Source organism: Mangrovibacter phragmitis (assembly GCF_001655675.1).
In the GTDB taxonomy this organism is placed as follows: domain Bacteria; phylum Pseudomonadota; class Gammaproteobacteria; order Enterobacterales; family Enterobacteriaceae; genus Mangrovibacter; species Mangrovibacter phragmitis.
Map to the genome: position 1 here is coordinate 85,521 of NZ_LYRP01000005.1, position 21,527 is coordinate 107,047.

Below are 21,527 nucleotides of genomic sequence, written 5' to 3' on the forward strand. Positions count from 1 at the left end.
GCATTATCTTCACCACGGTGACGCTGTCCCGGCGTCACATACCGTATCCCGCTGTGACTGTGCTCTTCGTTGTACCAGTGGGTAAATTTATCCACCCACTCACGCGCTTCACTCAGCGGAGGGAACAGCGACTACAGGGAAAGCAGCACCAGGCCAAATGGAACCAAATCATCTGCTGTCAGGAAGATGCGTTTTGACACGAATACAGCATGAAGGGTTGCATTAAAACGTACAGGGATTCAAGACCATGACCTGCGGCACATCTGGGCAAGCTGGCTGGTTCAGGCCGGAGTACCTATTTCGGTATTACAGGAAATGGGTGGATGGGAGTCAATTGAAATGGTTCGCCGGTATGCTCACCTGGCACCTAATCATCTGACTGAACATGCGCGGCAAATTGACTCGATTTTTGAGATTTCTGTCCCAAATATGTCCCACATCGAAAATAAGGATGGTACTAATGATGAATAACTAATTGATTTTAATGGTGCCGATAATAGGAGTCGAACCTACGACCTTCGCATTACGAATGCGCTGCTCTACCAACTGAGCTATATCGGCACTGCTGGATGTGGTTACGAGCGTAACTCACGGGCTGCAAGGTTAAAACTAACCGGGGGATGCGTCAATAACTCTGTGAATCAAACGGCTATTTTTGCATCACCCCGGTGAGATCACGCACGAATTGTATCGTCGCCGTAACCAATCCACTTATAGGTGGTCAGTGCTTCCAGGCCCATCGGGCCACGGGCATGCAGTTTCTGTGTGCTGACAGCCACTTCCGCTCCCAGGCCAAACTGCCCGCCGTCGGTAAAGCGTGTGGAGGCATTCACATAAACGGCTGAGGAATCCACTTCATTCACGAAACGGTCGGCATTGCGCAATGTGCGCGTCAGAATCGCGTCGGAATGCTGTGTGCCATGCGCACGGATATGGTCGATGGCATCGTCCAGGCCGCTTACCAGCTTCACGTTCAAATCCAGCGACAGGAATTCGTTGTCGTATTCTTCCGCTTTCACAGGTACAACAGTTGCCGGGCCGGACGACAATGCCACCAGCGCAGCCGCGTCGGCATGCAGCGTTACGCCACGCTGTGCCATGACGTTACTCAGTTCTGGCAGGAAACGGTCTGCAATTGCCGTGTGCACCAGCAGCGTTTCAACCGTATTGCAGGTGCTGGGGCGTTGTGTCTTGGCGTTGACAATCACGTTCAGGGCGGGAGCGATATCAGCAGATTCATCGACAAAAATATGGCAGACACCAATTCCGCCGGTGATCACCGGAATAGTCGATTGCTCACGGCACAATTTATGTAAGCCAGCGCCGCCGCGTGGGATCAGCATGTCAATATACTGATCCATGCGCAGCATTTCATTGACCAGGGCACGATCCGGGCTCTCAATGGCCTGCACTGCGCCGGCAGGCAACCCACAGGCTTCAAGTGCAGACTGAATAACCCGCACGGTTGCGGCGTTGGTGCGCCAGGTTTCTTTCCCGCCACGCAGAATAACGGCATTACCGGTTTTCAGGCACAGGGACGCCACATCCACAGTCACGTTAGGGCGGGCTTCATAGATAACGCCCACTACGCCCAGGGGAACACGGCGGCGCTCAATGCGCAGGCCGCTGTCCAGCATTCCGCCATCAATCATCTGCCCCACCGGGTCTGCCAGGCGGCACACCTGGCGAACATCACTGGCAATACCGCTTAACCGCGCAGGGTTGAGTTGCAGGCGGTCCAGCATGGCTTCGCTCAGGCCGTTTTCACGGGCTTCAGCAAGATCCTGTTCATTGGCAGCAAGAATGGTTGCGGCCTGGGCTTCCAGGTTGTCGGCAATCATTTCCAGCGCAGCATTTTTTTCCCGGGCAGATAACTGCGCCAGGCGGTAAGACGCGGCTTTGGCCGCTTTACCCATATCTTCCAGCATCCGGCGTTCCTTATTTGACTATCATATCGTCGCGGTGAACGGCGACAGGACCATACTCATAACCAAGGATGGCGTCGATTTGTTGTGAGTGGTGACCAGCAATACGGCGCAGTGCATCACTGTTATAGCGGGTGACGCCGTGGGCCACATCGCGCCCGTCCAGGCTGCGAATGCGAATAACTTCGCCACGGGAGAAATTGCCGGTCACCTCTTTGATACCTTTAGGCAAAAGCGAGCTGCCACGGGCTTCCAGCGCGTTGAGCGCGCCATCATCAATGATCACTTCACCCGCCGGAGGCGCACCAAAAATCCAGCGTTTGCGGTTTTCCAGCGGCGTATCTAAAGGGTGGAAACGAGTACCAACAGAGATACCTTCCATCACATCGCTGATAACCCCAGGTTTGCTGCCCGCGGCAATTACCACTTCAACACCTGCACGCCCGGCGACATCAGCCGCCTGCAGTTTGGTACTCATGCCACCGGTGCCAAGGCCAGACACGCTGTCTCCGGCAATAGCCCGTAATGTGTCATCAATGCCATGCACTTCTTTAATCAGTTCGGCGGTGGGGTTATTGCGTGGATCTGCGGTAAACAGACCTTGCTGGTCGGTCAGGAGCAGTAATTTATCTGCGCCTGCAAGAATCGCGGCCAGTGCCGATAAATTGTCGTTATCGCCCACTTTTATTTCCGATGTGACAACAGCGTCGTTTTCGTTGATAACCGGCACAATGCGGTTATCCAGCAACGCACGCAGTGTGTCACGCGCATTCAGGAAACGCTCGCGGTCTTCCATGTCAGCTCGGGTCAACAGCATCTGCCCTACATGAATACCGTAAATGGAAAACAACTGTTCCCACAACTGAATCAGCCTGCTCTGGCCCACTGCCGCCAGCAATTGTTTGGACGCAATGGTTGCAGGCAATTCCGGATACCCGAGATGCTCACGCCCTGCCGCAATAGCGCCAGAGGTGACAATCACAATCCGGTGCCCGGCACTGTGTAACTGCGCGCACTGGCGCACTAATTCAACAATATGGGCCCGGTTCAGGCGGCGGGAGCCGCCAGTTAATACACTGGTTCCCAGTTTAACCACCAGTGTCTGGCTATTACTCATGGTGTTCTGCCGTTTCAACAAATAAAAAGAAAAACTGATGACGTTGTAACAGGACTCGCGAGCCTTGCCAACAGGCAGCAGGGAAAACAACGGAAAAAGAGCAAAATGAGGAAAAATACCGGGTAATGTTTACATGTTAATGACAGTAAAAATAAATGACAAAATTTTAGAATTTTTCTGCAAATGTCATAATTCTTTCATCCCATAACGTTAAAAAACTCCCTGTTTTCTCCGGGCTCCTCTTGCCCGCGATTGTCGCGCGTTAAAAAACAAAACAGGAAAGACCAATGAAAAAGAGCACTTTGGCATTAATGATGATGGGTGTAATGACTGCTTCCGCTTCTCACGCAGCAGAGGTTTTCAACAAAGATGGTAATAAACTGGATTTGTACGGCAAAGTGAAAGCTGAACATTACTTCAGCGACGATTCCAGTAAAGACGGCGATCAAACTTACGTGCGTCTGGGCTTCAAAGGTGAAACTCAGATTAACGATCAACTGACTGGTTATGGCCGTTGGGAAGAACAGTTTGCTGGTAACCAACCAGAAAGCACCTCCAGCCAGAAAACACGTCTGGCGTTTGCTGGCCTGAAATTCGCTCAGTATGGCTCGCTGGACTATGGCCGTAACCTGGGTGCGCTGTACGACGTAGAAGCCTGGACCGATATGTTCCCGGAATTCGGCGGTGATTCCTCCGCGAAAAGCGATAACTTTATGACCCAGCGCTCCAGCGGCCTGGCAACTTATCGCAATAACGATTTCTTCGGGATGGTTGATGGTCTGGATTTAACCCTGCAGTACCAGGGTAAAAATGACCGTAGCTCTTACAGCAAAGATAATGGCGATGGTTTCGGCTCTGCACTGACTTATGCCATCGGCGATACTGGCCTGAGTGTTGGCGGTGCGTATACCGTTTCTAACCGTACCCTGTTGCAGAAACAACAGGTACTGGGTACTGGCGATAAAGCAGAAGCCTGGGCAACTGGCCTGAAATATGACGCCAACAATATTTATCTGGCAGTCATGTATTCTGAAACCCGTAACATGACGCCAATCAGCGGTACGTCAGCCGCGTTTATGGGTGCAGCGAACAAAACACAGAACTTTGAAGCTGTTGCGCAGTATCAGTTTGACTTCGGCCTGCGTCCATCCATTGGTTATGTTTCCCAGAAAGGGAAAGATATCGAAGGGATTGGCAGCCAGGACCTGGTTAACTATGTAGACGTGGGCGCAACGTACTACTTCAATAAAAACATGTCCGCGTTTGTTGATTACAAAATCAACCAGATTGATAAAAACGCGAAAACAACCGCCCTTAAAATCAGCACCGACGACATCGTGGCTGTGGGGATGACTTACCAGTTCTGATGGCATTAAAACAGCCCGCCATAAATATGGCGGGCAGCAATACCACTGCTTCCCCCCAATAGCGCCCTGCTTGCTACTGGGGTTTTTTATGGAGTGAATTCAGGCAGAAAGCTGCACTGGTTTTTCGTCAAAGTCTTCGGCGGGGAGCAGTTTGATATTAAAGGAATCCAGCAGTTTGGTGAGGTTGGCATGGAAAGTGCGCAGTGTTTTCTCAATTTCCTCGTTTGTATTTTTATCTTTAACAGGAGACGGATTCCAAACGCCTTCTTTATCAAACAAGCCAAATTGATAGGAATAGGCAAAGTGTGTCTCAAGCGCCTCTACTTGCATCCACCAGCCCCAGAACTCACGTTTTTCGGGAGCGGGCTTCACGTTAACGCACACCGCCAGGCAATCAAAAAAGAAACGGTTCTCGTCACACTGTTCTTCACGCAAATACGGGCCAAGGGCAGCAAATTTTTTTAGCAACCGGCCCCGTGGGTGTCCACCTGGTAACGTCATTTTGGTCTCCTTTAGTCGTTTAAATGTTTTACCAAATAAACAGAATTTATCAATCCTTTAACCCAGACGTTTGCTGATCCAGTCGACAATATCATTCAGTGCCTTATCAAAGTTGCGATAAACCGGGTTAAAAGGTATTGCGAGCAACTTACCATCTGAAGATGACGACGCGATTAAACGCGAGTCTTCCTCCGGGCTGAACGGGTCATTATCCCAGTAGCCGGAAAGCATTGGCGTGGGGCAGCGACGCCCAAGTAAACCCTGCGTTTTCAGTGAGTAGCGATTTAACTCTGTGCTTAAAATAGAATTGGTGGCATTCATCATACCCAGGCGGCTGGCTAACACGTCAATATACATATCCGGAATATTGCGCTGGCGCTGAGGAGTGCTCAGCAGGCTGTGTACCACCGGCCCCAGGCAGGCCACAGCTTTCAGACGCGGGCTTTCCAGGTAGGCCAGGCGCACAGCCACATTGGCACCAAAACGGAAACCAAATGCGGCAACCCGGGTGTGATCAACCCAGGGAATATTGGTGAGGTGCTGCAAAACATGCTGGTGAAGCTGGCTGGAATCCTGGTTCAGTTTCCATTTAGATGAGAAACCAATCGAGGGCATATCAATCGTCAACATCGCAATACCGCGCGGAGCGAAGTAACGGGAGAAAAGTTGATAGTAATCACTTTGCAGTGAATCCAGCCCGCCGCACATCAGAATTGTCGGCCAGGGGCCTTCACCTTCAGGCATATGCAAAAAGCCAGTTATCGGGCTGCCGCCCGGGATCCGAAATTCAAGCTGGCGTAATTCACCGTGCAGACGCAGAGTGGCTTCTTCGTAAGCCCGGTTAGCCAGGGTTTGCGCCTGTTCTGCCAGCTCGTCTCCCTTGAGGTGAGGATAAGCGGCAATGCTGTACAGATTTGCGGCTTTGAGCCAAAGTTTGCCTGACTGCGCGTTATTCTCTTCCTGAGTCGCCTGTTGTTGCCAGGACATCGCCTGGCGGGACCATTCGTAAATCCAGTTCCCACTGCGGTAACCAATAACGGTGTCTATCCAGTCATCTCTGGTGCGCTCAGCATCACAGACGGCGATACGGGCCTGCACTTCAATGATTTCTCGCGGGTCCACACCACGCCAAATCCACATCAGTCGGTTTATCATGCGGTACCAGTGAGGCACCGTCGACCCATCCAGAGTGGACTCAACCATGGGGGGTTTATCATTACGAGGACGTTGCACCAGAGTGGAAGTTTCCGGGTGCTTAAAACGGGGCTTAAATAACGAAACGCTGAGGTTTTCCTCTGACATAATGACGGCCTCCATGAACAGGTCATGTTGCCTATTGTATCTTGTCAGGCGCTAAAAAAAACAAACGCCCGACAAACGGGCGCGTGTTTTTACCAAACTGATGAGGCTGAATTAACGGCCAGCTAACGGCGGTACGAAGACAACGCCCATATCCCACGGCTGTTCAATCCAGGTATTTTGTGGAATATCAATTTCATAATCATCAACCAGCGGTTTGCCCGCAGGTTTGGCAAAAATAGTAACAAAATGTGCTTTCGGGTACATTTCGCGAATCGCAACCGCAGTGCCACCGGTATCAACCAGGTCGTCGATAACGATGAAGCCTTCGCCATCGCCTTCTGCGCGTTTCAGTACTTTCATTTCACGCTGGTTGTCATGGTCATAACTGGAGATACACACGGTATCAACATGGCGAATGCCCAGTTCACGGGCCAGCAGCGCACCTGGCACCAGGCCCCCACGGCTCACAGCAATAATGCCTTTCCACTGTTCAGCAGGCAGCAGGCGGCTTGCCAGTTTCCGTGCGTGAATCTGCAGCATGTCCCAGGTGACAACGTATTTTTCGCTCATGTGAATGTCCCGGCCAGTAAAAACGGCTTAAAAAGTGTTCAGGGGAAAATTGGGTTGCGCGAGATTATAGAGATCTGGCGCACTAAAAACCAGTGTTGCGCAAAGCTGCGCAGTTTTTTGTGCCCGGAAACACCCCCACCCGGATAATATAATGGTATTCTCACGCCAACGTGCAAGGATCGGTTACCCGCAAGTTACCGGTTCTTTTTATTTGCTTAACCCGGGCTGCCAGCACTGACTGGCAACTCGCTGTCAAGGAGACTCGTCGTGTCTGAACTGTCCCAGTTATCTCCCCAACCTTTGTGGGATATTTTCGCGAAAATTTGTTCTATCCCTCACCCTTCTTATCATGAAGAACAGTTGGCTGAACACATCCTGTCCTGGGCAAAAGACAAAGGCCTGCACGCAGAGCGTGATCAGGTTGGGAATATTTTGTTGCGTAAACCTGCCACCAAAGGTATGGAAAACCGCAAACCTGTTGCATTACAGGCTCATCTGGATATGGTGCCGCAGAAAAACAACGACACCGTTCATGATTTCACTAAAGACCCGATTCAGCCCTGGATTGATGGCGAATGGGTAAAAGCCCGTGGCACTACGCTCGGCGCGGATAACGGTATCGGTATGGCTTCAGCTCTGGCGGTTCTGGCTGACGACAGCGTTGAGCACGGCCCGTTGGAAGTGCTGCTGACCATGACAGAAGAAGCCGGTATGGATGGCGCCTTTGGTCTGCAATCTGGCTGGTTGCAGGCTGATATTCTGATCAACACCGATTCCGAAGAAGAAGGCGAGATTTATATGGGTTGCGCCGGTGGGATTGATTTTATCACCACGCTGCCATTAAGCCGTGAAGCCATTCCTGCTGGCTATCAGGCGTTTAATCTGGTGCTTAAAGGTCTGAAAGGCGGCCACTCCGGTGGTGAGATCCATGTGGGTTTGGGTAACGCAAACAAATTGCTGGCGCGCTTCCTGAGCGATAACGCACGTAATCTGGGGCTTCGCCTGGTGGAATTCAGCGGCGGCACGTTGCGCAACGCTATCCCGCGTGAAGCTTTCTCCGTCGTTGCGGTTGCAGAGGAGCAGGTGGCGGCATTCAAACAACAGGTTGAGTCTTACCTTGCCACACTGAAAAATGAGCTGGCTGCTGTTGAGAAAAACCTCACTATTCTGCTTGAGCCGGTTACCACGACTAACGCCGCTCTCACTCGTGAAAGCCAGGACAAGTTCATCAGCCTGCTGAATGCCACACCGAATGGTGTTATCCGCAATTCAGATGCCGTTAAAGGCGTGGTTGAAACCTCCCTGAATGTCGGTGTCGTTACGATGGAGCAGAATAAAGCAGAAATTATTTGCCTGATTCGCTCACTGATCGACAGCGGGAAAGATTACGTTGTCAGCATGCTGACTTCCCTGGGCGAATTAGCCGGCGCAGATGTTGTCGCCAAAGGTAGTTACCCTGGCTGGCAGCCAGATGCCAATTCACCGGTGATGCATCTGGTGCGGGAAACTTACCAGCGCCTGTTCAACAAAACGCCAAATATCATGGTGATTCACGCAGGCCTGGAATGCGGGTTGTTCAAAAAACCTTACCCGGACATGGACATGGTTTCTATTGGGCCAACCATCACCGGGCCACACTCACCCGATGAGCAAGTGCATATCGAAAGTGTAGGCCAGTACTGGGTGCTGCTGACCGAGTTGCTGAAATCAATCCCGGCTAAATAAACCCTCAACGCCCTGCTAACACAGGGCGTTCAGATTGATGAAAAAGAAGGAAAAAGCGTGGTTTTTCCTTCTTTTTGGTTAGCAGCCGAAAATCAATGAATTGATTTTCCTGGTTTTTATTGGGTGACATCCTCTCGTTCTGTGCGGACATGAGGTGAGTTATCAGACTCAACGCCCTGCTAACACAGGGCGTTTTTTGTGCCATAGCCAACCAACTTTACCGGCATGGTGTTCTGATGCTGAAGCAGTTACAGCCCCAGTACTAACTGGCGTTCCAGTTGCGGGTCCAGTAATGTTACATGCAACCCCACCAGCCGTACTCCCCGCCCACCACGGCGGCTTTCCCAGGTTTTGCGCGCGGTATCCAGTAAGTCTGTTTTATTCAGGCTCGGCCAGATATGTTCCTGAGTGGTTAACTGAAAATCATCAAACTTCAGTTTGATGCCCTGGCGGGCTATGCGCAGGTCAGGTTTTACTTTTGCCAGACGGCGTTCCAGTTCAGGATAGAGCTGTTCAATAATGTCAGCACAGGCCTGCCAGTCATGAATATCTTCTGCCAGCGTGCGCTCCACACCTACCGATTTACGCTGCCTGTCGTTACTGATGGCGCGCTCATCAATTCCGTGGCTGCGTTCCCACAAAACCCGGCCGAACTTCCCAAAACGGCGTAACAGTAGTGCAAGGTCACTCTGCTGAACGTCCGCACAGGTGAGTAAGCCCATACTTTCCAGTTTCCCGGCAGTAACTTTACCCACGCCGGGGATTTTCCCCAGCTTAAGGGTTGCGAGGAATTCAGGTACCTGCCGGGGAGTTATCACATACTGCCCATTGGGTTTATTGAGGTCTGAGGCTATTTTTGCCAGAAATTTAACCGGAGCCACACCAGCAGAAGCGGTTAGCTGAAGCTCATTAAAAATCGTCTGGCGGATTTCCTGAGCAATCAAGGTTGCTGACCCCTGGCAGAGGGTGCTGTCCGTCACATCCAGATAGGCTTCATCTAATGAAAGGGGTTCTATGAGGCTGGTATAACGAGAGAAAATCGACTGAATATGCCGTGATGCTTCTTTATACGCCTCAAAACGCCCGGGTAATAATGTAAGTTGGGGGCACAGCTTCAGTGCGGTAGCCGTTGGCATAGCACTACGCACACCGAATTTACGCGCAACGTAATTCGCGGTGCTGATAACGCCACGTCTTTCCCGGCTGCCCCCTATTGCCAGGGGAATATCGCGCAGTGCCGGGTTATCGCGCATTTCGACGGCTGCAAAAAAGCAGTCCATATCGACATGTATTATTTTACGCATTCCCCCTCCAATCACTGTGTAAATATACAGCATGTTTATTGGCAGTGAGAAGTGTAATAGTGATTTTCTTACCAGATGGGGTGAGAAAGAGTAAGTCAGTGCTTACTCTTCAGTAATAAAGCCGTTAAGCCCAGGAAGGCTTCAAAGAGAAGTCAAGTAAAAGGACTAAGACCAAAGATATCAGGTGAAGGATTCAGGTTCAGGCCAGGATAAAACCAGCCAGAAAAACCGGGCTCAGAACAGCAGTGATACATGCTACTTACCTGCCCGGCTGAGCGGGCAGGTAAGTAAAGGCTTACTTTTAGAGAATACGTGCTTTCTCGCGTTGTGCTGCCCGGGCTTCTTCAGCCATACGCTTTTTACGCGCATCACAAGGTTCCGGGCAGTTACACACTTTTTCCAGCCCCAACGTTGTTATGCCACCGCAACTCCCCTGGATTGCCTTGCGCTTAAACAACCAGCCAAGAGACATACCCAGAATAACCAGTAAAAAAATGGCAAATGTGGCTACAAAAACAGTGAGCACTTTTCTTCCCCTTATCAGCCGCCGAAGTCATCCAGCATGATGTTTTCGTCTTCCACACCCAGTTCTTTCAGCATACGAATGACAGAAGCATTCATTACTGGTGGCCCACACATGTAAAACTCGCAGTCTTCAGGCGCTTCGTGATCCCGCAGGTAGTTTTCATAAAGAACATTGTGGATAAACCCGGTGTACCCTGTCCAGTTGTCCTCTGGCAGCGGTTCAGACAACGCAACATGGAAAGTGAAATTCGGGTTATCCCGTGCCAGTTGTTCAAACTCGTCCTGGTAGAACATCTCACGCATGGAGCGCGCACCGTACCAGAAGCTGATTTTACGCTTGCTGCTGAGGCGTTTTAACTGGTCGAAAATATGAGAACGCATTGGCGCCATTCCCGCACCACCACCCACAAATACCATTTCCGCATCGGTTTCTTTGGCGAAAAACTCCCCAAATGGCCCGGAAATCGTCACTTTATCGCCAGGCTTAAGTGACCAGATATACGAAGACATAATGCCCGGTGGGAGATCAGGTTTTGCTGGCGGCGGCGTGGCAATACGCACATTCAGCATGATAATGCCTTTTTCATCCGGATAGTTCGCCATGGAATAAGCACGAACACAGGGTTCTTTCACTACAGAGCGGTAACGGAATAAATTGAATTTATCCCAGTCGCTACGGTATTTTTCTGGTACATCGAAATCGCTATACGCCACTTCATGCGGGTCACACTCAATCTGAATATAACCGCCAGCCCGAAACGGTACATCTTCACCGTCCGGAATCCGTAACTTCAGCTCTTTAATGAAAGTGGCTTTGTTATCGTTAGAGATAACTTCGCATTCCCATTTTTTGACCCCGAAAATTTCCTCCGGAAGCTCAATTTGCATATCCTGCTTTACTGCAACCTGGCAGGCCAGGCGGCAACCTTCGCGGGCTTCACGTTTTGATATGTGGGAAAGCTCAGTAGGCAGAATATCGCCCCCACCTTGCTTAATTTTCACCCGGCACTGGCCACAGGAACCACCGCCACCACAGGCAGATGAAACAAAAATGCCCTGCCCGGATAACGTATTCAGCAGTTTGTCGCCAGCTGACGCGCGAAACTGTTTGTCAGCATCGCCATTTACTTCAATCAGAACATCACCAGAGTTGACCAACTTTGATTTTGCAAAAAGAATCAACAGCGCCAGCGCCAGGACAATCAGCGTAAACATCACTACGCCAAGAATAATTTCCATACATTTCCGCCCTTATAGCTGCACACCAGAGAAAGACATAAAGCCCAGTGCCATTAACCCGGTGGTGATAAAGGTAATGCCCAGACCACGCAACCCTGCGGGTACATTGGCATACTTCATTTTTTCACGAATACCTGCCAAAGCAACAATCGCCAGCATCCAGCCCACACCTGAACCAATGCCATAAACAATCGATTCACCAAAGTTGTAATCACGCTGCACCATGAACGAAACCCCACCGAAAATAGCGCAGTTCACCGTAATTAATGGCAGGAAGATCCCCAGCGCGTTATAGAGCGCAGGGAAAAAGCGATCCAGGATCATCTCCAGAATCTGCACCAGTGCCGCGATCACCCCAATAAAAGTAATGAAGTTCAGGAAGCTGAGATCCACGCCACTGACCAGCGCACCATCACGCAGAACCAGGTTGTAGACCAGATTATTCACGGGTACAGAAATGCCCAGCACCACCGTAACGGCAATGCCCAGGCCAAATGCCGTGGAGACTTTTTTGGATACAGCCAGGAAGGTGCACATGCCAAGGAAGAAGGCTAACGCCATGTTCTCCACAAAAACAGCGCGGACAAACAAGCTAATATAGTGAGCCATTGGCGGTTACTCCTTTTCCTGCTGAGCGGGTTTGAGGGTGCGAATTCCCCAAATCAGCAGGCCAATGATGAAAAACGCACTGGGTGCGAGCAAAAACATGCCATTTGGTTGGTACCAGCCACCGTTTTGTACGGTTTGCAGCACAGTGACACCAAACAGTTTCCCGCTGCCAATCAGTTCACGTAAAAAACCAACGATAATCAGAATGACACCGTAACCCAGGCCATTACCGATACCGTCCATAAAGCTTGCCAGTGGCGGGGATTTCATTGCATAGGCTTCAGCACGCCCCATCACAATACAGTTCGTGATAATCAGGCCGACGAATACTGATAACTGCTTGGAAATTTCGTAAGCGAAAGCCCTGAGCAACTGGTCCACGACAATCACCAGTGATGCAATAATTGCCATCTGCACTATGATACGCACACTGTTAGGAATATGGTGGCGAATCATGGAGATAAACATACTGGAAAACGCCGTAACCAGCGTTACTGCCAGCGTCATCACAAACGCCGTTTCCAGTTTGGTCGTAACGGCAAGCGCGGAGCAAACCCCAAGAATTTGCAAGGCAATCGGGTTGTTGTCCACTAACGGAGAAACAACTACCCGTTTAATTTCTTTCAAACCAGCAGCATCAGCCATTGTTCAGCCCCCCTTCCTGGACATGTTTCAGGAATGGCCCAAAACCTAATTTACCCAGCCAAAAATCGAAGGTGTGTTGCACGCCGTTTGAGGTCAGCGTTGCACCTGATAAGGCATCCACACCGTGTTTATCGCCTTGTGGCGCACCACCTTTCACTACGCGAATAGCAGGTTTACCACTATCATCAAACAGTGTTTTCCCCACCCACTTTTGCCGCCAGCTCGGGTTTTCAACTTCACCACCCAGCCCCGGAGTTTCTCCCTGGTCGTAATAGGTGATTCCCTTGACAGTACGGCCGTCGATATCCAGCGCTACAAAGGCGTACATCATGGACCACAAACCATTGCCATATACTGGCAACACTAATTCCTGAATTTTGTTGTCTTCGCCTTTTACCAGGTAAATTTCAACCAAATTACTGCGCCGTTTAATGCCTGCCGGATCTTGCGAAGCACTCAACGCAATACTCTGGTCGGCGGAGCGCAATGCTGCTGCCTGGTCAAATGACGCAGGATCTTTGTCTGTTAACTGGCCACTCTGCAAATCCAGCAACCGCGGTTCAATGCGCGAGCTGTAAATTTTCTTCACAGCTTCACTGCTCATGCCCGGTTTCACCAGACCTGCAACATCCAGAATATTACGTTGCTTATCCAGCAACTTCTGTTCCTGTTGGCGCGGTTTTAACCCTACGGCAGAACCTGCCACCACAACGGAACAGGCCAGACAAAGTAGCAGCACAACCAGCAATGTCTTGCCGATGCTATCGTTACTTTTTTTCTCAGCCACGAGATTTCCTCCGTTTGATGTTAGCCTGCACTACCAGGTAGTCGAACAACGGCGCGAAAAGGTTAGCAAACAAAATTGCCAGCATCATACCTTCCGGGTAAGCCGGGTTTACTACCCTTATCAAGACACACATGACGCCAATCAGCAGGCCATAACTCCATTTGGCTTTGTCAGTAAAAGAGGCGGAAACGGGATCGGTTGCCATGAACATCATGCCAAAAGCGAAACCACCCAGGACTAAATGCCAGTACCACGGCATCGCGAACATAGGGTTCGTGGCAGAGCCAATCAGGTTGAATAAGGTTGCGGTCGCTATCATCCCGATAAGAACACCAGCCACAATGCGCCAGGAAGCCACGCGGCCAAACATGATGATGGCCCCACCAATGATTATCATCAGTGTAGAGACTTCACCAATGGAACCGGGAATGTTGCCGAGAAAAGCATCCAGCCAGGTGACCGGCTGACCTGTCGTGACATTTACCAGCGCCTGCCCACCGTGGCTTGCCCACTGTGAAAGCGGTGTGGCGCCAGAGAAGCCATCGGCAGCCGTCCAGACCAGGTCTCCTGAAATCTGCGCAGGGTATGCAAAGAACAGAAAGGCACGACCGGCCAGTGCAGGGTTGAGGAAATTACGCCCGGTGCCGCCAAAAATCTCTTTAGCAATAACCACACCAAACGAGATCCCCAGTGCCGCCTGCCACAAAGGCAATGTGGGCGGAACAATCAGCGCAAACAGAATCGAGGTAACAAAGAAACCTTCGTTCACCTCATGCTTGCGAATAATGGCAAACAGCACTTCCCAGAAACCACCGACGATAAAAACAGTCAGGTAGATGGGAACAAAGAAAACGGCTCCCAGTAGCATCATGCTTAACCAGCCAGCATCGGGTGCGAAACTCACTCCCAGCCACTGGGCAACAGTATAATGCCAGTCACTGGCGATAACCTGTTGCAGTTGTTCAGGAGAATAGAGTTTATTAAGCGCCGGGATAGTTTGCTGCCCAACGTTATACATTCCCCAAAACATGGCAGGAAACACAGAGAACCAGACCAGAATCATCATGCGCTTCAGGTCAATGGCATCACGAATATGCGATGCGCCTTTAGTGACTGTCCCTGGTGTATAGAACACTGTTGCCGTCGCTTCAAACAGGGGATAATACTTCTCCAGCTTGCCGCCTTTAGTAAAATGCGGCTCAATCTTTTCAAATAACTGTTTTAAGCCCATGGTTATCCTTCCTGCTCGATACGGGTTAATACCTGGCGTAATACCGGGCCATATTCATATTTCCCCGGGCACACATAGGTGCACAATGCGAGGTCCTCTTCATCCAGTTCAAGGCACCCTAACGCCTGAGCGCCGTCTGTATCGCCAGCAAGCAGGTCGCGCAGCAGCAAGGTGGGCAGAATGTCGAGAGGCATCACACGCTCATAGTTACCAATAGGTACCATTGCGCGCTCACCACCGTTGGTATCTGTCGAGAAGTTAAACAGTTTATGTTTCAGGAAGTGACCCAGGGTGGTACGGGTAATCGAGAATTTGTCTTTACCCGGCATGACCCAGCCGAACAACTCTTTCTCGCGCCCTTCAAGTAATACCGAGACCTGCAAATGAAAACGGCCTAACCAGGCATGCGGGCCTTGTGCAATGTGCCCGTTAAGGACAGAGCCTGACAGAACACGGTTTTCACCTTCGGCCAGTTCGCCTTTTACCAGTTCTTCCAGTGATGCACCAAGGCAGGTACGCACCAGGCGCGGATTTTGTACTTGCGGGCCTCCCAGCGCCACAACGCGTTCACAAGATAATTCCCCATTGATAAACAGCTTACCGATGGCGATAACATCCTGGTAATTCAGGTGCCAGACCTGCTTTTGAAGGCTTACCGGTTCAAGGAAATGAATATGAGTACCCGGCAGACCAGCGGGATGAGGCCCGGCGAACTCATTAAATGTAACCTGACCAGATGAATGCCCACCAAGTTTGCCACCACTTGCCTGGCAAACATGCACTTTGCCTTTGGTCAGGCGGGCAAGTACCGACAACCCGGCATTAAACATTTCCCGTTCACTGTGAATAATCAGTTGTGGGTCTGCGGCAAGCGGGTTGGTATCTATTGCCGTAACAAAAATGGCCAGGGGTTCTGAACCCGGAGTGGGGGCTTTACTGAATGGACGCGTGCGTAATGCTACCCATAACCCAGAAACCAGTAGCTGTTGCTCTACCGTTTCCCGGGAGAGTTCAGCGAGGTCATTTGGCTCATAGCGGTTAAAAGTCACCTGCTCCGCGCCTTCAACTTTAATGACGACTGACTGCAACACGCGCTGTTCACCACGGTTAATGGCAACCACAGTGCCACTGGCAGGCGCAGTAAAAATAACCCCGGGATTTTTTTTATCTTCAAAGAGTGGCTGCCCTTTACGGACCTGTTCGCCTTCTTTGACTCGCATAGAAGGGCGCATGCCGACATATTCTTCGCCGAGCACAGCCACATGACTGATGGTGGGACCATCATAAATTTTCTGGATGGGCCGGCCTGCGATGGGCAGGTCGAGACCTTTTTTAATTTTAATCATATGGTTATCACGCAGTTTTTAACGTAATTCCGCCAGCATAAAGCCACTGACGCCAGAGTAGTGATGAAAGGTGTACAGCCTGAGGGTTAAGAGAAGGAGGAGTAACAATGCAGTAAAATACGCACGGCACGCCTTGTACCAAAAGGTGTGTGCCGTTTGTGAATCCCAGGAAAGCGTCCTTTCTTATCTTATCCGCCGGCCATCAATCAACTCACCGGGTTTAACTATGAAGCTACTTTTAGCCCGCAAGATAGTACCATTAATCGTCAGTCTTGCATGCCAAAAACCCAATCCAAAATCAGGGAGTGAGAACAAACTCGCAAAGTGCAGAATAAAAATATGCTTGTCATAACAACCATTACACAATTATCTGCCAAACAGCCCATTCAAGGGCTTGCGAAAATTAACAGTGGTGTTAATGTGAGCCCGATCAGGCAGAATAATCTGATTTTGGGTCCTCTTAGCCAATCTGGCGATGATTTTCAGGTTTATCAAGGAATATAGCAGTATGCGTAAAATCGCACTTGTATTTGCGATGCTTCTGATGCCCCTCTTGTCGTTTGCCAGTGACATTTCCGGTGGCTCAATGGCAAAACCCGTTAGCGCAGAAATGAAAAAGCAATTAATGGGCTCTCCGGTTTATATCCAGATCTTCAAGGAAGAACGCATTCTTGAACTGTACGTCAAGATGGGTGAACGCTATCAGTTGATGAACAGCTATCACATCTGCGACTATTCTGGTGGCCTGGGGCCAAAACGGCGTATGGGCGATTTTAAAAGCCCTGAAGGCTTCTATTCTGTTGGGCGCAGCCAACTAAAGCCTGACAGCCGCTTTTATAAAGCGATTAACATTGGCTTCCCTAACACCTATGACCGGGAACACGGGTATGACGGCAAGTACCTGATGATCCATGGTGCCTGTGTATCCATTGGTTGCTATGCAATGACTAACTCGAATATTGATGAAATATTCCAGTTTGTTACCGGTGCTATTATTTTTGGGCAACAGCGGGTTGAAGTGAATATCTTCCCTTTCCGCATGACAGACGCCAATATGGCGCGTCATAAATACTCTTACTACATTAAGTTTTGGGAAGAACTGAAACCTGGTTACGACTATTTTGCCAAATACCACCAGCCGCCAGTGGTTTCCGTGGTCAATGGCCATTATGTTGTGGGCGCGCCCAATATGAACGCCACCCAACCGCAACTGGCCTCAAACTATACGGTCCCCCAGGCAAAATAGTGCCCATGAACCGGGCTCAATTTGAGTCCAGGTTTCATTGCCGGTTAAAGGCTGTGTCGCAATAACAGTGACCACATCATTTGGTGTGGTCTCTTTCTGGAAGTCGATTTCGACATCCTGATCCAGTAAGGTCGCTACGCCAAATGGTGCTCTACGGGTTATCCAGTGTAACCGGGTGGAACAATAGGCCATGACATAACGCCCGTCGGATAACAGCATATTGAATACGCCTTTTTCCCGCAGTTCCCCCGCAAGTTGTGCAATGTAGCGAAACACCGCAGGCATGTTACCAGGCGTGCGCGGGTAGCGCTCGTTAAGCTTGTGCAGTAACCAGCAAAAAGCATATTCGCTATCCGTTTCCCCTACCGGGCGAAAATGCCCCGTATCCAGAGAATGGTAGCCTTTCAGTTGCCCATTGTGTGCGTATGTCCAGTTACGCCCCCACAACTCACGGGTAAAAGGATGGGTATTTTCCAACGCAACTTTGCCACGATTGGCCTGACGGATATGCGCAATTACCGAGCATGATTTGATGGGATATTCCTGCACCAGGCGGGCAATGGGCGAACGAAAACTGGGTTGTGGATCTTTGAAGGTCCGGCACCCTTTCCCTTCGTAGAACGTAATTCCCCAACCATCTTTATGAGGACCGGTTCCGCCGCCACGCTGAACCAGCCCGGTAAAACTAAAGCAAATATCGGTGGGCACATTCGCGCTCATCCCGAGCAATTCACACATAAAACACCTCACACCTGCCAGCGGCACAATACGCAAAACCTGTGCCGCCAAGAGCTACTGCGCCATTGCCCTTAGCTGGCTCAGGCTTTTACCATCTCTTTTTCAATTAGCTGAATCAGAATATGGATAACTTTAATATGGATTTCCTGAATACGATCTGCATAGCCAAAATGCGGCACACGGATTTCCACATCAGCACTGCCCGCCATTTTGCCGCCATCTTTACCCGTCAGCGTAATGACTTTCATGCCTTTCGCTTTTGCCGCTTCAATAGCCTTAATCACGTTGCCTGAGTTACCGGAAGTAGAAATACCCAACAGTACATCCCCTTCACGGCCAACAGCTTCTACGTAACGGGAAAAGACATAGTCATAGCCGAAGTCATTGCTGACGCAGGAAAGGTGGCTGACATCAGAAATAGCGATTGCCGGATAGCCAGGACGGTTTTCACGATAGCGCCCGGTAAGCTCCTCAGCAAAATGCATTGCGTCACAATGAGAACCGCCATTACCGCAAGAGAGCACTTTGCCCCCGGCTTTGAAGCTGTCTGCCAGCATCACTGCCGCACGCTGAATGGAATGAATATTTCCATCATCTTTCAAAAAGTTAGCCAGAGTTTCGGCTGCTTCATTCAGCTCACCACGAATCAAATCCTGGTACATATGGAATATCCTTCAGTATTAAAAATATCAATCCGAAGTTTACCGGATAGCGTGAACAGCGAGAAGCGCTGCTGCCCGGATGAAACGTTTTTTTTCAGACTCCGGTAGTGAACATTGTGAACCAGGTTGTAATTATTTTGTAAAGAGATTGATAAAGAAATGCACATCCACTACAACCATAATTACATCAAGTGGTCAGACCTCCTACAAGAAGGGAGCTTTTCTTATGTTGATATTGAGTATTGTTGCAACGTTTGTTTTGCTCGGTGCGGTGTTTTATCACCGTCTGTCGCTGCCGCTGAGCAGCCTGATTCTGTTGCTATGGACCGCAGGTCTTGCTGCTGCCGGGCTTTGGTCTGCCTGGGTGCTATTACCGCTATTGATTATGCTGGTGCCTTTTAATTTCGCCCCCATGCGCAAATCGTTGATTTCAGCGCCAGTATTTCGCACTTTCCGCAAAGTGATGCCCCCTATGTCGCGTACCGAAAAAGAGGCTATTGATGCCGGTACCACCTGGTGGGAAGGTGACCTGTTTCAGGGGAAACCTGACTGGAAAAAATTACATAACTACCCACAGCCCGTATTAACCCCCGAAGAACAGGCTTTCCTGGATGGCCCGGTAGAAGAAGCCTGCCGCATGGCGAATGATTTTCAGATAACCCATGAAATGGCAGACCTCCCTCCAGAATTATGGGCTTACCTGAAAGAACATCGTTTCTTCGCGATGATTATCAAGAAAGAGTATGGCGGTCTGGCATTCTCGGCTTACGCACAGGCTAAAGTATTGCAAAAGCTCTCAGGCGTTTCTGGCATTCTGGCTATTACAGTTGGCGTTCCCAACTCTCTTGGGCCGGGTGAATTACTGCAACACTACGGTACTGAAGAGCAAAAAAACCATTACTTACCACGCCTGGCTCGTGGCCAGGAAATTCCCTGTTTTGCGCTTACCAGCCCGGAAGCCGGGTCTGATGCAGGAGCAATTCCGGATACGGGCGTTGTCTGCATGGGTGAATGGCAAGGTGAGCAAGTGTTGGGCATGCGCCTGACCTGGAATAAGCGCTATATCACCCTGGCGCCCATTGCTACGGTTCTGGGACTGGCGTTTAAACTTTCTGACCCGGATAACTTATTAGGCAAAGAAACGGAGCTGGGCATTACTTGTGCGTTAATTCCAACTTCTACGCCAGGCGTTGAAATTGGTCACCGCCACTTCCCGCTGAATGTGCCTTTCCAGAATGGCCCTACGCGTGGTAACGATGTGTTTGTCCCTATCGATTATATTATTGGTGGCCCGAAAATGGCGGGCCAGGGCTGGCGTATGCTGGTTGAATGCCTGTCTGTCGGACGCGGGATTACTCTGCCATCCAACTCAACTGGTGGCCTGAAATCTGTTGCAATGGCAACCGGGGCTTATGCGCATATTCGCCGCCAGTTCAAAGTTTCCATTGGTAAAATGGAAGGGATTGAAGAAGCACTGGCGCGCATTGCCGGTAATGCCTGGGTGATGGATGCCGCTGCCTCATTAATTACCTACGCGATTGTTATGGGTGAAAAACCGGCAGTGCTGTCGGCAATTGTGAAATACCACTGCACACACCGTGGCCAGCGTTCCATTATTGATGCCATGGATGTGGCAGGCGGTAAAGGTATCATGCTGGGTGAATCCAACTTCCTTGCCCGGGCTTACCAGGGCGCGCCTATTGCCATTACCGTTGAGGGTGCCAATATTCTGACCCGCAGCATGATGATTTTCGGCCAGGGCGCGATTCGTTGCCATCCGTATGTTCTGGATGAAATGGCCGCAGCCCAAAATAATGATGTGAACGCGTTTGATAAACTGCTTTTCCGCCACATTGGCCATGTGGGCAGCAATAAAGTACGCAGCTTCTGGCTGGGCCTGACGAATGGCCGTACCAGTGCTGCACCAACACGCGATGCTACCCGCCGTTATTACCAACAAATGAATAAGCTGTGTGCCAACCTGGCATTACTGTCAGATGTATCTATGGCCGTTCTGGGTGGGAGCCTGAAACGCCGTGAGCGTATTTCGGCGCGGCTTGGCGATATTCTCAGCCAGTTGTATTTGGCCTCTGCGGCGTTGAAACGCTATGAAGATGAAGGCCGCCACCAGGAAGATTTACCACTGGTGCACTGGGGAGTTCAGGATGCACTGTATCAGGCCGAACAGGCCATTGACGACCTGTTACGTAATTTCCCGAATAAAGCCGTTGCCCGTTTGTTGCGTGTGGTGGTGTTCCCGCTTGGCCGCCGCCATCAGGCACCCTCTGATAAACTGGACAGCAAGGTTGCGCAAATTCTGCAACAACCCAGCGCGACCCGTGACCGTCTCGGACGCGGTCAGTTTCTGGAGCCATGCGAGCATAACCCGGCAGGCCTGATGGAGGCCGCGCTGCAGGATGTTATTGCCGCTGAGCCCGTTCATAAACGGATCTGCGAAAGCCGGGGTAAAAACCTGTCATTTACCCGCCTTGACGCACTGGCGAAATCAGCGCTGGCTGCCGGGGAAATAACGGAAGAAGAAGCACAAATATTGCAACAGGCGGAAGCCAGCCGGTTACGCAGTATTAACGTCGATGAGTTTGAGCCAGACGCGCTGGCGACTCAGCCGGTAAAGTTTCACGAGCCCAGCCATAAAGACCAGGCTGCCTGATTTGCATTAAATCCGTT

Annotated in this window: 19 protein-coding genes, 1 tRNA gene and 2 pseudogenes; 5 read left to right on the forward strand and 17 right to left on the reverse strand. The window is 50.5% G+C overall.

Going from position 1 to position 21,527, the window contains the following annotated elements; all coding sequences use genetic code 11:
* Positions 1 to 41: 41 nt before the first annotated feature.
* Positions 42 to 128: pseudogene (locus A9B99_RS24485) on the reverse strand (hypothetical protein); the annotation flags it as partial.
* A 4-nt stretch (positions 129 to 132) separates the two neighbouring features.
* On the opposite strand from A9B99_RS24485, the pseudogene A9B99_RS08075 reads away from it, so the two are divergent.
* A pseudogene (locus tag A9B99_RS08075) lies at positions 133 to 471 on the forward strand (tyrosine-type recombinase/integrase); the annotation flags it as partial.
* A gap of 14 nt (positions 472 to 485) precedes the next feature.
* Here A9B99_RS08075 and A9B99_RS08080 read toward each other — a convergent pair.
* The 3 genes from A9B99_RS08080 to proB form a co-directional block, all read right to left on the reverse strand.
* Positions 486 to 561, reverse strand: a tRNA-Thr gene (locus tag A9B99_RS08080).
* Between the two features lie 113 nt (positions 562 to 674).
* Entirely contained in the window at positions 675 to 1,928 is a 1,254-nt protein-coding gene (gene proA / locus A9B99_RS08085; protein ID WP_064596418.1) for a glutamate-5-semialdehyde dehydrogenase, read from the reverse strand.
* Between the two features lie 10 nt (positions 1,929 to 1,938).
* The gene (gene proB / locus A9B99_RS08090) at positions 1,939 to 3,042 is read right to left on the reverse strand and encodes a glutamate 5-kinase (RefSeq protein ID WP_064596420.1); all 1,104 of its coding nucleotides are present in this window, start codon (positions 3,040 to 3,042) and stop codon (positions 1,939 to 1,941) included.
* 287 nt (positions 3,043 to 3,329) lie between these two features.
* Between proB and phoE the strand changes: the two genes are divergently transcribed.
* Positions 3,330 to 4,409, forward strand: a complete 1,080-nt coding sequence (gene phoE, locus A9B99_RS08095) for a phosphoporin PhoE (protein WP_064596422.1) — start codon at positions 3,330 to 3,332, stop codon at positions 4,407 to 4,409.
* A 99-nt stretch (positions 4,410 to 4,508) separates the two neighbouring features.
* Here the strand turns inward: phoE and crl are convergent, their stop codons facing one another.
* The 3 genes from crl to gpt form a co-directional block, all read right to left on the reverse strand.
* Positions 4,509 to 4,910, reverse strand: a complete 402-nt coding sequence (gene crl / locus A9B99_RS08100; protein ID WP_064596425.1) for a sigma factor-binding protein Crl — start codon at positions 4,908 to 4,910, stop codon at positions 4,509 to 4,511.
* A gap of 57 nt (positions 4,911 to 4,967) precedes the next feature.
* On the reverse strand, positions 4,968 to 6,212 hold the full coding sequence (frsA, locus tag A9B99_RS08105) for an esterase FrsA (protein WP_064596428.1): 1,245 nt from the start codon (positions 6,210 to 6,212) through the stop codon (positions 4,968 to 4,970).
* Positions 6,213 to 6,323: 111 nt separating this feature from the next.
* Positions 6,324 to 6,782, reverse strand: coding sequence for a xanthine phosphoribosyltransferase (gpt, locus tag A9B99_RS08110; RefSeq protein ID WP_064596430.1), 459 nt, complete (start codon positions 6,780 to 6,782; stop codon positions 6,324 to 6,326).
* A 267-nt stretch (positions 6,783 to 7,049) separates the two neighbouring features.
* Between gpt and pepD the strand changes: the two genes are divergently transcribed.
* Positions 7,050 to 8,507, forward strand: a complete 1,458-nt coding sequence (gene pepD, locus A9B99_RS08115) for a beta-Ala-His dipeptidase (RefSeq protein WP_064596432.1) — start codon at positions 7,050 to 7,052, stop codon at positions 8,505 to 8,507.
* Positions 8,508 to 8,755: 248 nt separating this feature from the next.
* Here the strand turns inward: pepD and dinB are convergent, their stop codons facing one another.
* The 8 genes from dinB to A9B99_RS08155 all read right to left on the reverse strand — a co-directional run bounded on the left by dinB (position 8,756) and on the right by A9B99_RS08155 (position 16,193).
* Positions 8,756 to 9,811 carry a DNA polymerase IV gene (gene dinB / locus A9B99_RS08120; protein ID WP_064596524.1) on the reverse strand — a complete coding sequence of 352 codons (1,056 nt, stop codon included), beginning with the start codon at positions 9,809 to 9,811 and terminating at the stop codon, positions 8,756 to 8,758.
* Positions 9,812 to 10,112: 301 nt separating this feature from the next.
* Positions 10,113 to 10,337, reverse strand: a complete 225-nt coding sequence (gene nqrM / locus A9B99_RS08125) for a (Na+)-NQR maturation NqrM (protein WP_036104449.1) — start codon at positions 10,335 to 10,337, stop codon at positions 10,113 to 10,115.
* A 14-nt stretch (positions 10,338 to 10,351) separates the two neighbouring features.
* Positions 10,352 to 11,575 carry an NADH:ubiquinone reductase (Na(+)-transporting) subunit F gene (gene nqrF / locus A9B99_RS08130; protein WP_064596434.1) on the reverse strand — a complete coding sequence of 408 codons (1,224 nt, stop codon included), beginning with the start codon at positions 11,573 to 11,575 and terminating at the stop codon, positions 10,352 to 10,354.
* A 12-nt stretch (positions 11,576 to 11,587) separates the two neighbouring features.
* Positions 11,588 to 12,184, reverse strand: a complete 597-nt coding sequence (gene nqrE / locus A9B99_RS08135) for an NADH:ubiquinone reductase (Na(+)-transporting) subunit E (protein WP_064596436.1) — start codon at positions 12,182 to 12,184, stop codon at positions 11,588 to 11,590.
* A gap of 6 nt (positions 12,185 to 12,190) precedes the next feature.
* On the reverse strand, positions 12,191 to 12,829 hold the full coding sequence (locus tag A9B99_RS08140) for an NADH:ubiquinone reductase (Na(+)-transporting) subunit D (RefSeq protein ID WP_064596438.1): 639 nt from the start codon (positions 12,827 to 12,829) through the stop codon (positions 12,191 to 12,193).
* Complete coding sequence (locus tag A9B99_RS08145) at positions 12,822 to 13,616, reverse strand: Na(+)-translocating NADH-quinone reductase subunit C (protein WP_064596439.1); 795 nt, start codon at positions 13,614 to 13,616, stop codon at positions 12,822 to 12,824. The genes A9B99_RS08140 and A9B99_RS08145 overlap by 8 nt, the downstream gene beginning before the upstream one ends.
* Positions 13,609 to 14,847 (reverse strand): NADH:ubiquinone reductase (Na(+)-transporting) subunit B, encoded by a 1,239-nt coding sequence (locus A9B99_RS08150; protein WP_064596441.1) that lies wholly within the window; start codon positions 14,845 to 14,847, stop codon positions 13,609 to 13,611. Before A9B99_RS08150 ends, A9B99_RS08145 begins: the two co-directional genes overlap by 8 nt.
* A 2-nt stretch (positions 14,848 to 14,849) precedes the next feature.
* Entirely contained in the window at positions 14,850 to 16,193 is a 1,344-nt protein-coding gene (locus A9B99_RS08155) for a Na(+)-translocating NADH-quinone reductase subunit A (protein WP_064596443.1), read from the reverse strand.
* 508 nt (positions 16,194 to 16,701) lie between these two features.
* On the opposite strand from A9B99_RS08155, the gene dpaA reads away from it, so the two are divergent.
* The gene (dpaA, locus tag A9B99_RS08160) at positions 16,702 to 17,439 is read left to right on the forward strand and encodes a peptidoglycan meso-diaminopimelic acid protein amidase (protein ID WP_064596445.1); all 738 of its coding nucleotides are present in this window, start codon (positions 16,702 to 16,704) and stop codon (positions 17,437 to 17,439) included.
* Here the strand turns inward: dpaA and A9B99_RS08165 are convergent.
* Positions 17,410 to 18,177 (reverse strand): class II glutamine amidotransferase, encoded by a 768-nt coding sequence (locus tag A9B99_RS08165; protein ID WP_064596525.1) that lies wholly within the window; start codon positions 18,175 to 18,177, stop codon positions 17,410 to 17,412. The two genes, dpaA and A9B99_RS08165, sit on opposite strands and share 30 nt — an antisense overlap.
* Positions 18,178 to 18,257: 80 nt before the next feature.
* Positions 18,258 to 18,839 carry a D-sedoheptulose 7-phosphate isomerase gene (lpcA, locus tag A9B99_RS08170; protein ID WP_064596447.1) on the reverse strand — a complete coding sequence of 194 codons (582 nt, stop codon included), beginning with the start codon at positions 18,837 to 18,839 and terminating at the stop codon, positions 18,258 to 18,260.
* 226 nt (positions 18,840 to 19,065) lie between these two features.
* On the opposite strand from lpcA, the gene fadE reads away from it, so the two are divergent.
* On the forward strand, positions 19,066 to 21,510 hold the full coding sequence (gene fadE, locus A9B99_RS08175) for an acyl-CoA dehydrogenase FadE (RefSeq protein WP_064596448.1): 2,445 nt from the start codon (positions 19,066 to 19,068) through the stop codon (positions 21,508 to 21,510).
* Positions 21,511 to 21,527: the final 17 nt, after the last annotated feature.

What these genes read in the sequence shown, in the direction of transcription:
- frsA (WP_064596428.1), bottom strand. Translation starts at nt 6,212, where the DNA reads ATGTCAGAGGAAAACCTCAGCGTTTCGTTATTTAAGCCCCGTTTTAAG.
- A9B99_RS08140 (WP_064596438.1), bottom strand. Translation starts at nt 12,829, where the DNA reads ATGGCTGATGCTGCTGGTTTGAAAGAAATTAAACGGGTAGTTGTTTCT.
- proA (WP_064596418.1), bottom strand. Translation starts at nt 1,928, where the DNA reads ATGCTGGAAGATATGGGTAAAGCGGCCAAAGCCGCGTCTTACCGCCTG.
- phoE (WP_064596422.1), top strand. Translation starts at nt 3,330, where the DNA reads ATGAAAAAGAGCACTTTGGCATTAATGATGATGGGTGTAATGACTGCT.
- A9B99_RS08155 (WP_064596443.1), bottom strand. Translation starts at nt 16,193, where the DNA reads ATGATTAAAATTAAAAAAGGTCTCGACCTGCCCATCGCAGGCCGGCCC.
- lpcA (WP_064596447.1), bottom strand. Translation starts at nt 18,839, where the DNA reads ATGTACCAGGATTTGATTCGTGGTGAGCTGAATGAAGCAGCCGAAACT.
- A9B99_RS08150 (WP_064596441.1), bottom strand. Translation starts at nt 14,847, where the DNA reads ATGGGCTTAAAACAGTTATTTGAAAAGATTGAGCCGCATTTTACTAAA.
- A9B99_RS08165 (WP_064596525.1), bottom strand. Translation starts at nt 18,177, where the DNA reads ATGTGTGAATTGCTCGGGATGAGCGCGAATGTGCCCACCGATATTTGC.
- crl (WP_064596425.1), bottom strand. Translation starts at nt 4,910, where the DNA reads ATGACGTTACCAGGTGGACACCCACGGGGCCGGTTGCTAAAAAAATTT.
- gpt (WP_064596430.1), bottom strand. Translation starts at nt 6,782, where the DNA reads ATGAGCGAAAAATACGTTGTCACCTGGGACATGCTGCAGATTCACGCA.
- dinB (WP_064596524.1), bottom strand. Translation starts at nt 9,811, where the DNA reads ATGCGTAAAATAATACATGTCGATATGGACTGCTTTTTTGCAGCCGTC.
- nqrF (WP_064596434.1), bottom strand. Translation starts at nt 11,575, where the DNA reads ATGGAAATTATTCTTGGCGTAGTGATGTTTACGCTGATTGTCCTGGCG.
- fadE (WP_064596448.1), top strand. Translation starts at nt 19,066, where the DNA reads ATGTTGATATTGAGTATTGTTGCAACGTTTGTTTTGCTCGGTGCGGTG.
- dpaA (WP_064596445.1), top strand. Translation starts at nt 16,702, where the DNA reads ATGCGTAAAATCGCACTTGTATTTGCGATGCTTCTGATGCCCCTCTTG.
- proB (WP_064596420.1), bottom strand. Translation starts at nt 3,042, where the DNA reads ATGAGTAATAGCCAGACACTGGTGGTTAAACTGGGAACCAGTGTATTA.
- nqrE (WP_064596436.1), bottom strand. Translation starts at nt 12,184, where the DNA reads ATGGCTCACTATATTAGCTTGTTTGTCCGCGCTGTTTTTGTGGAGAAC.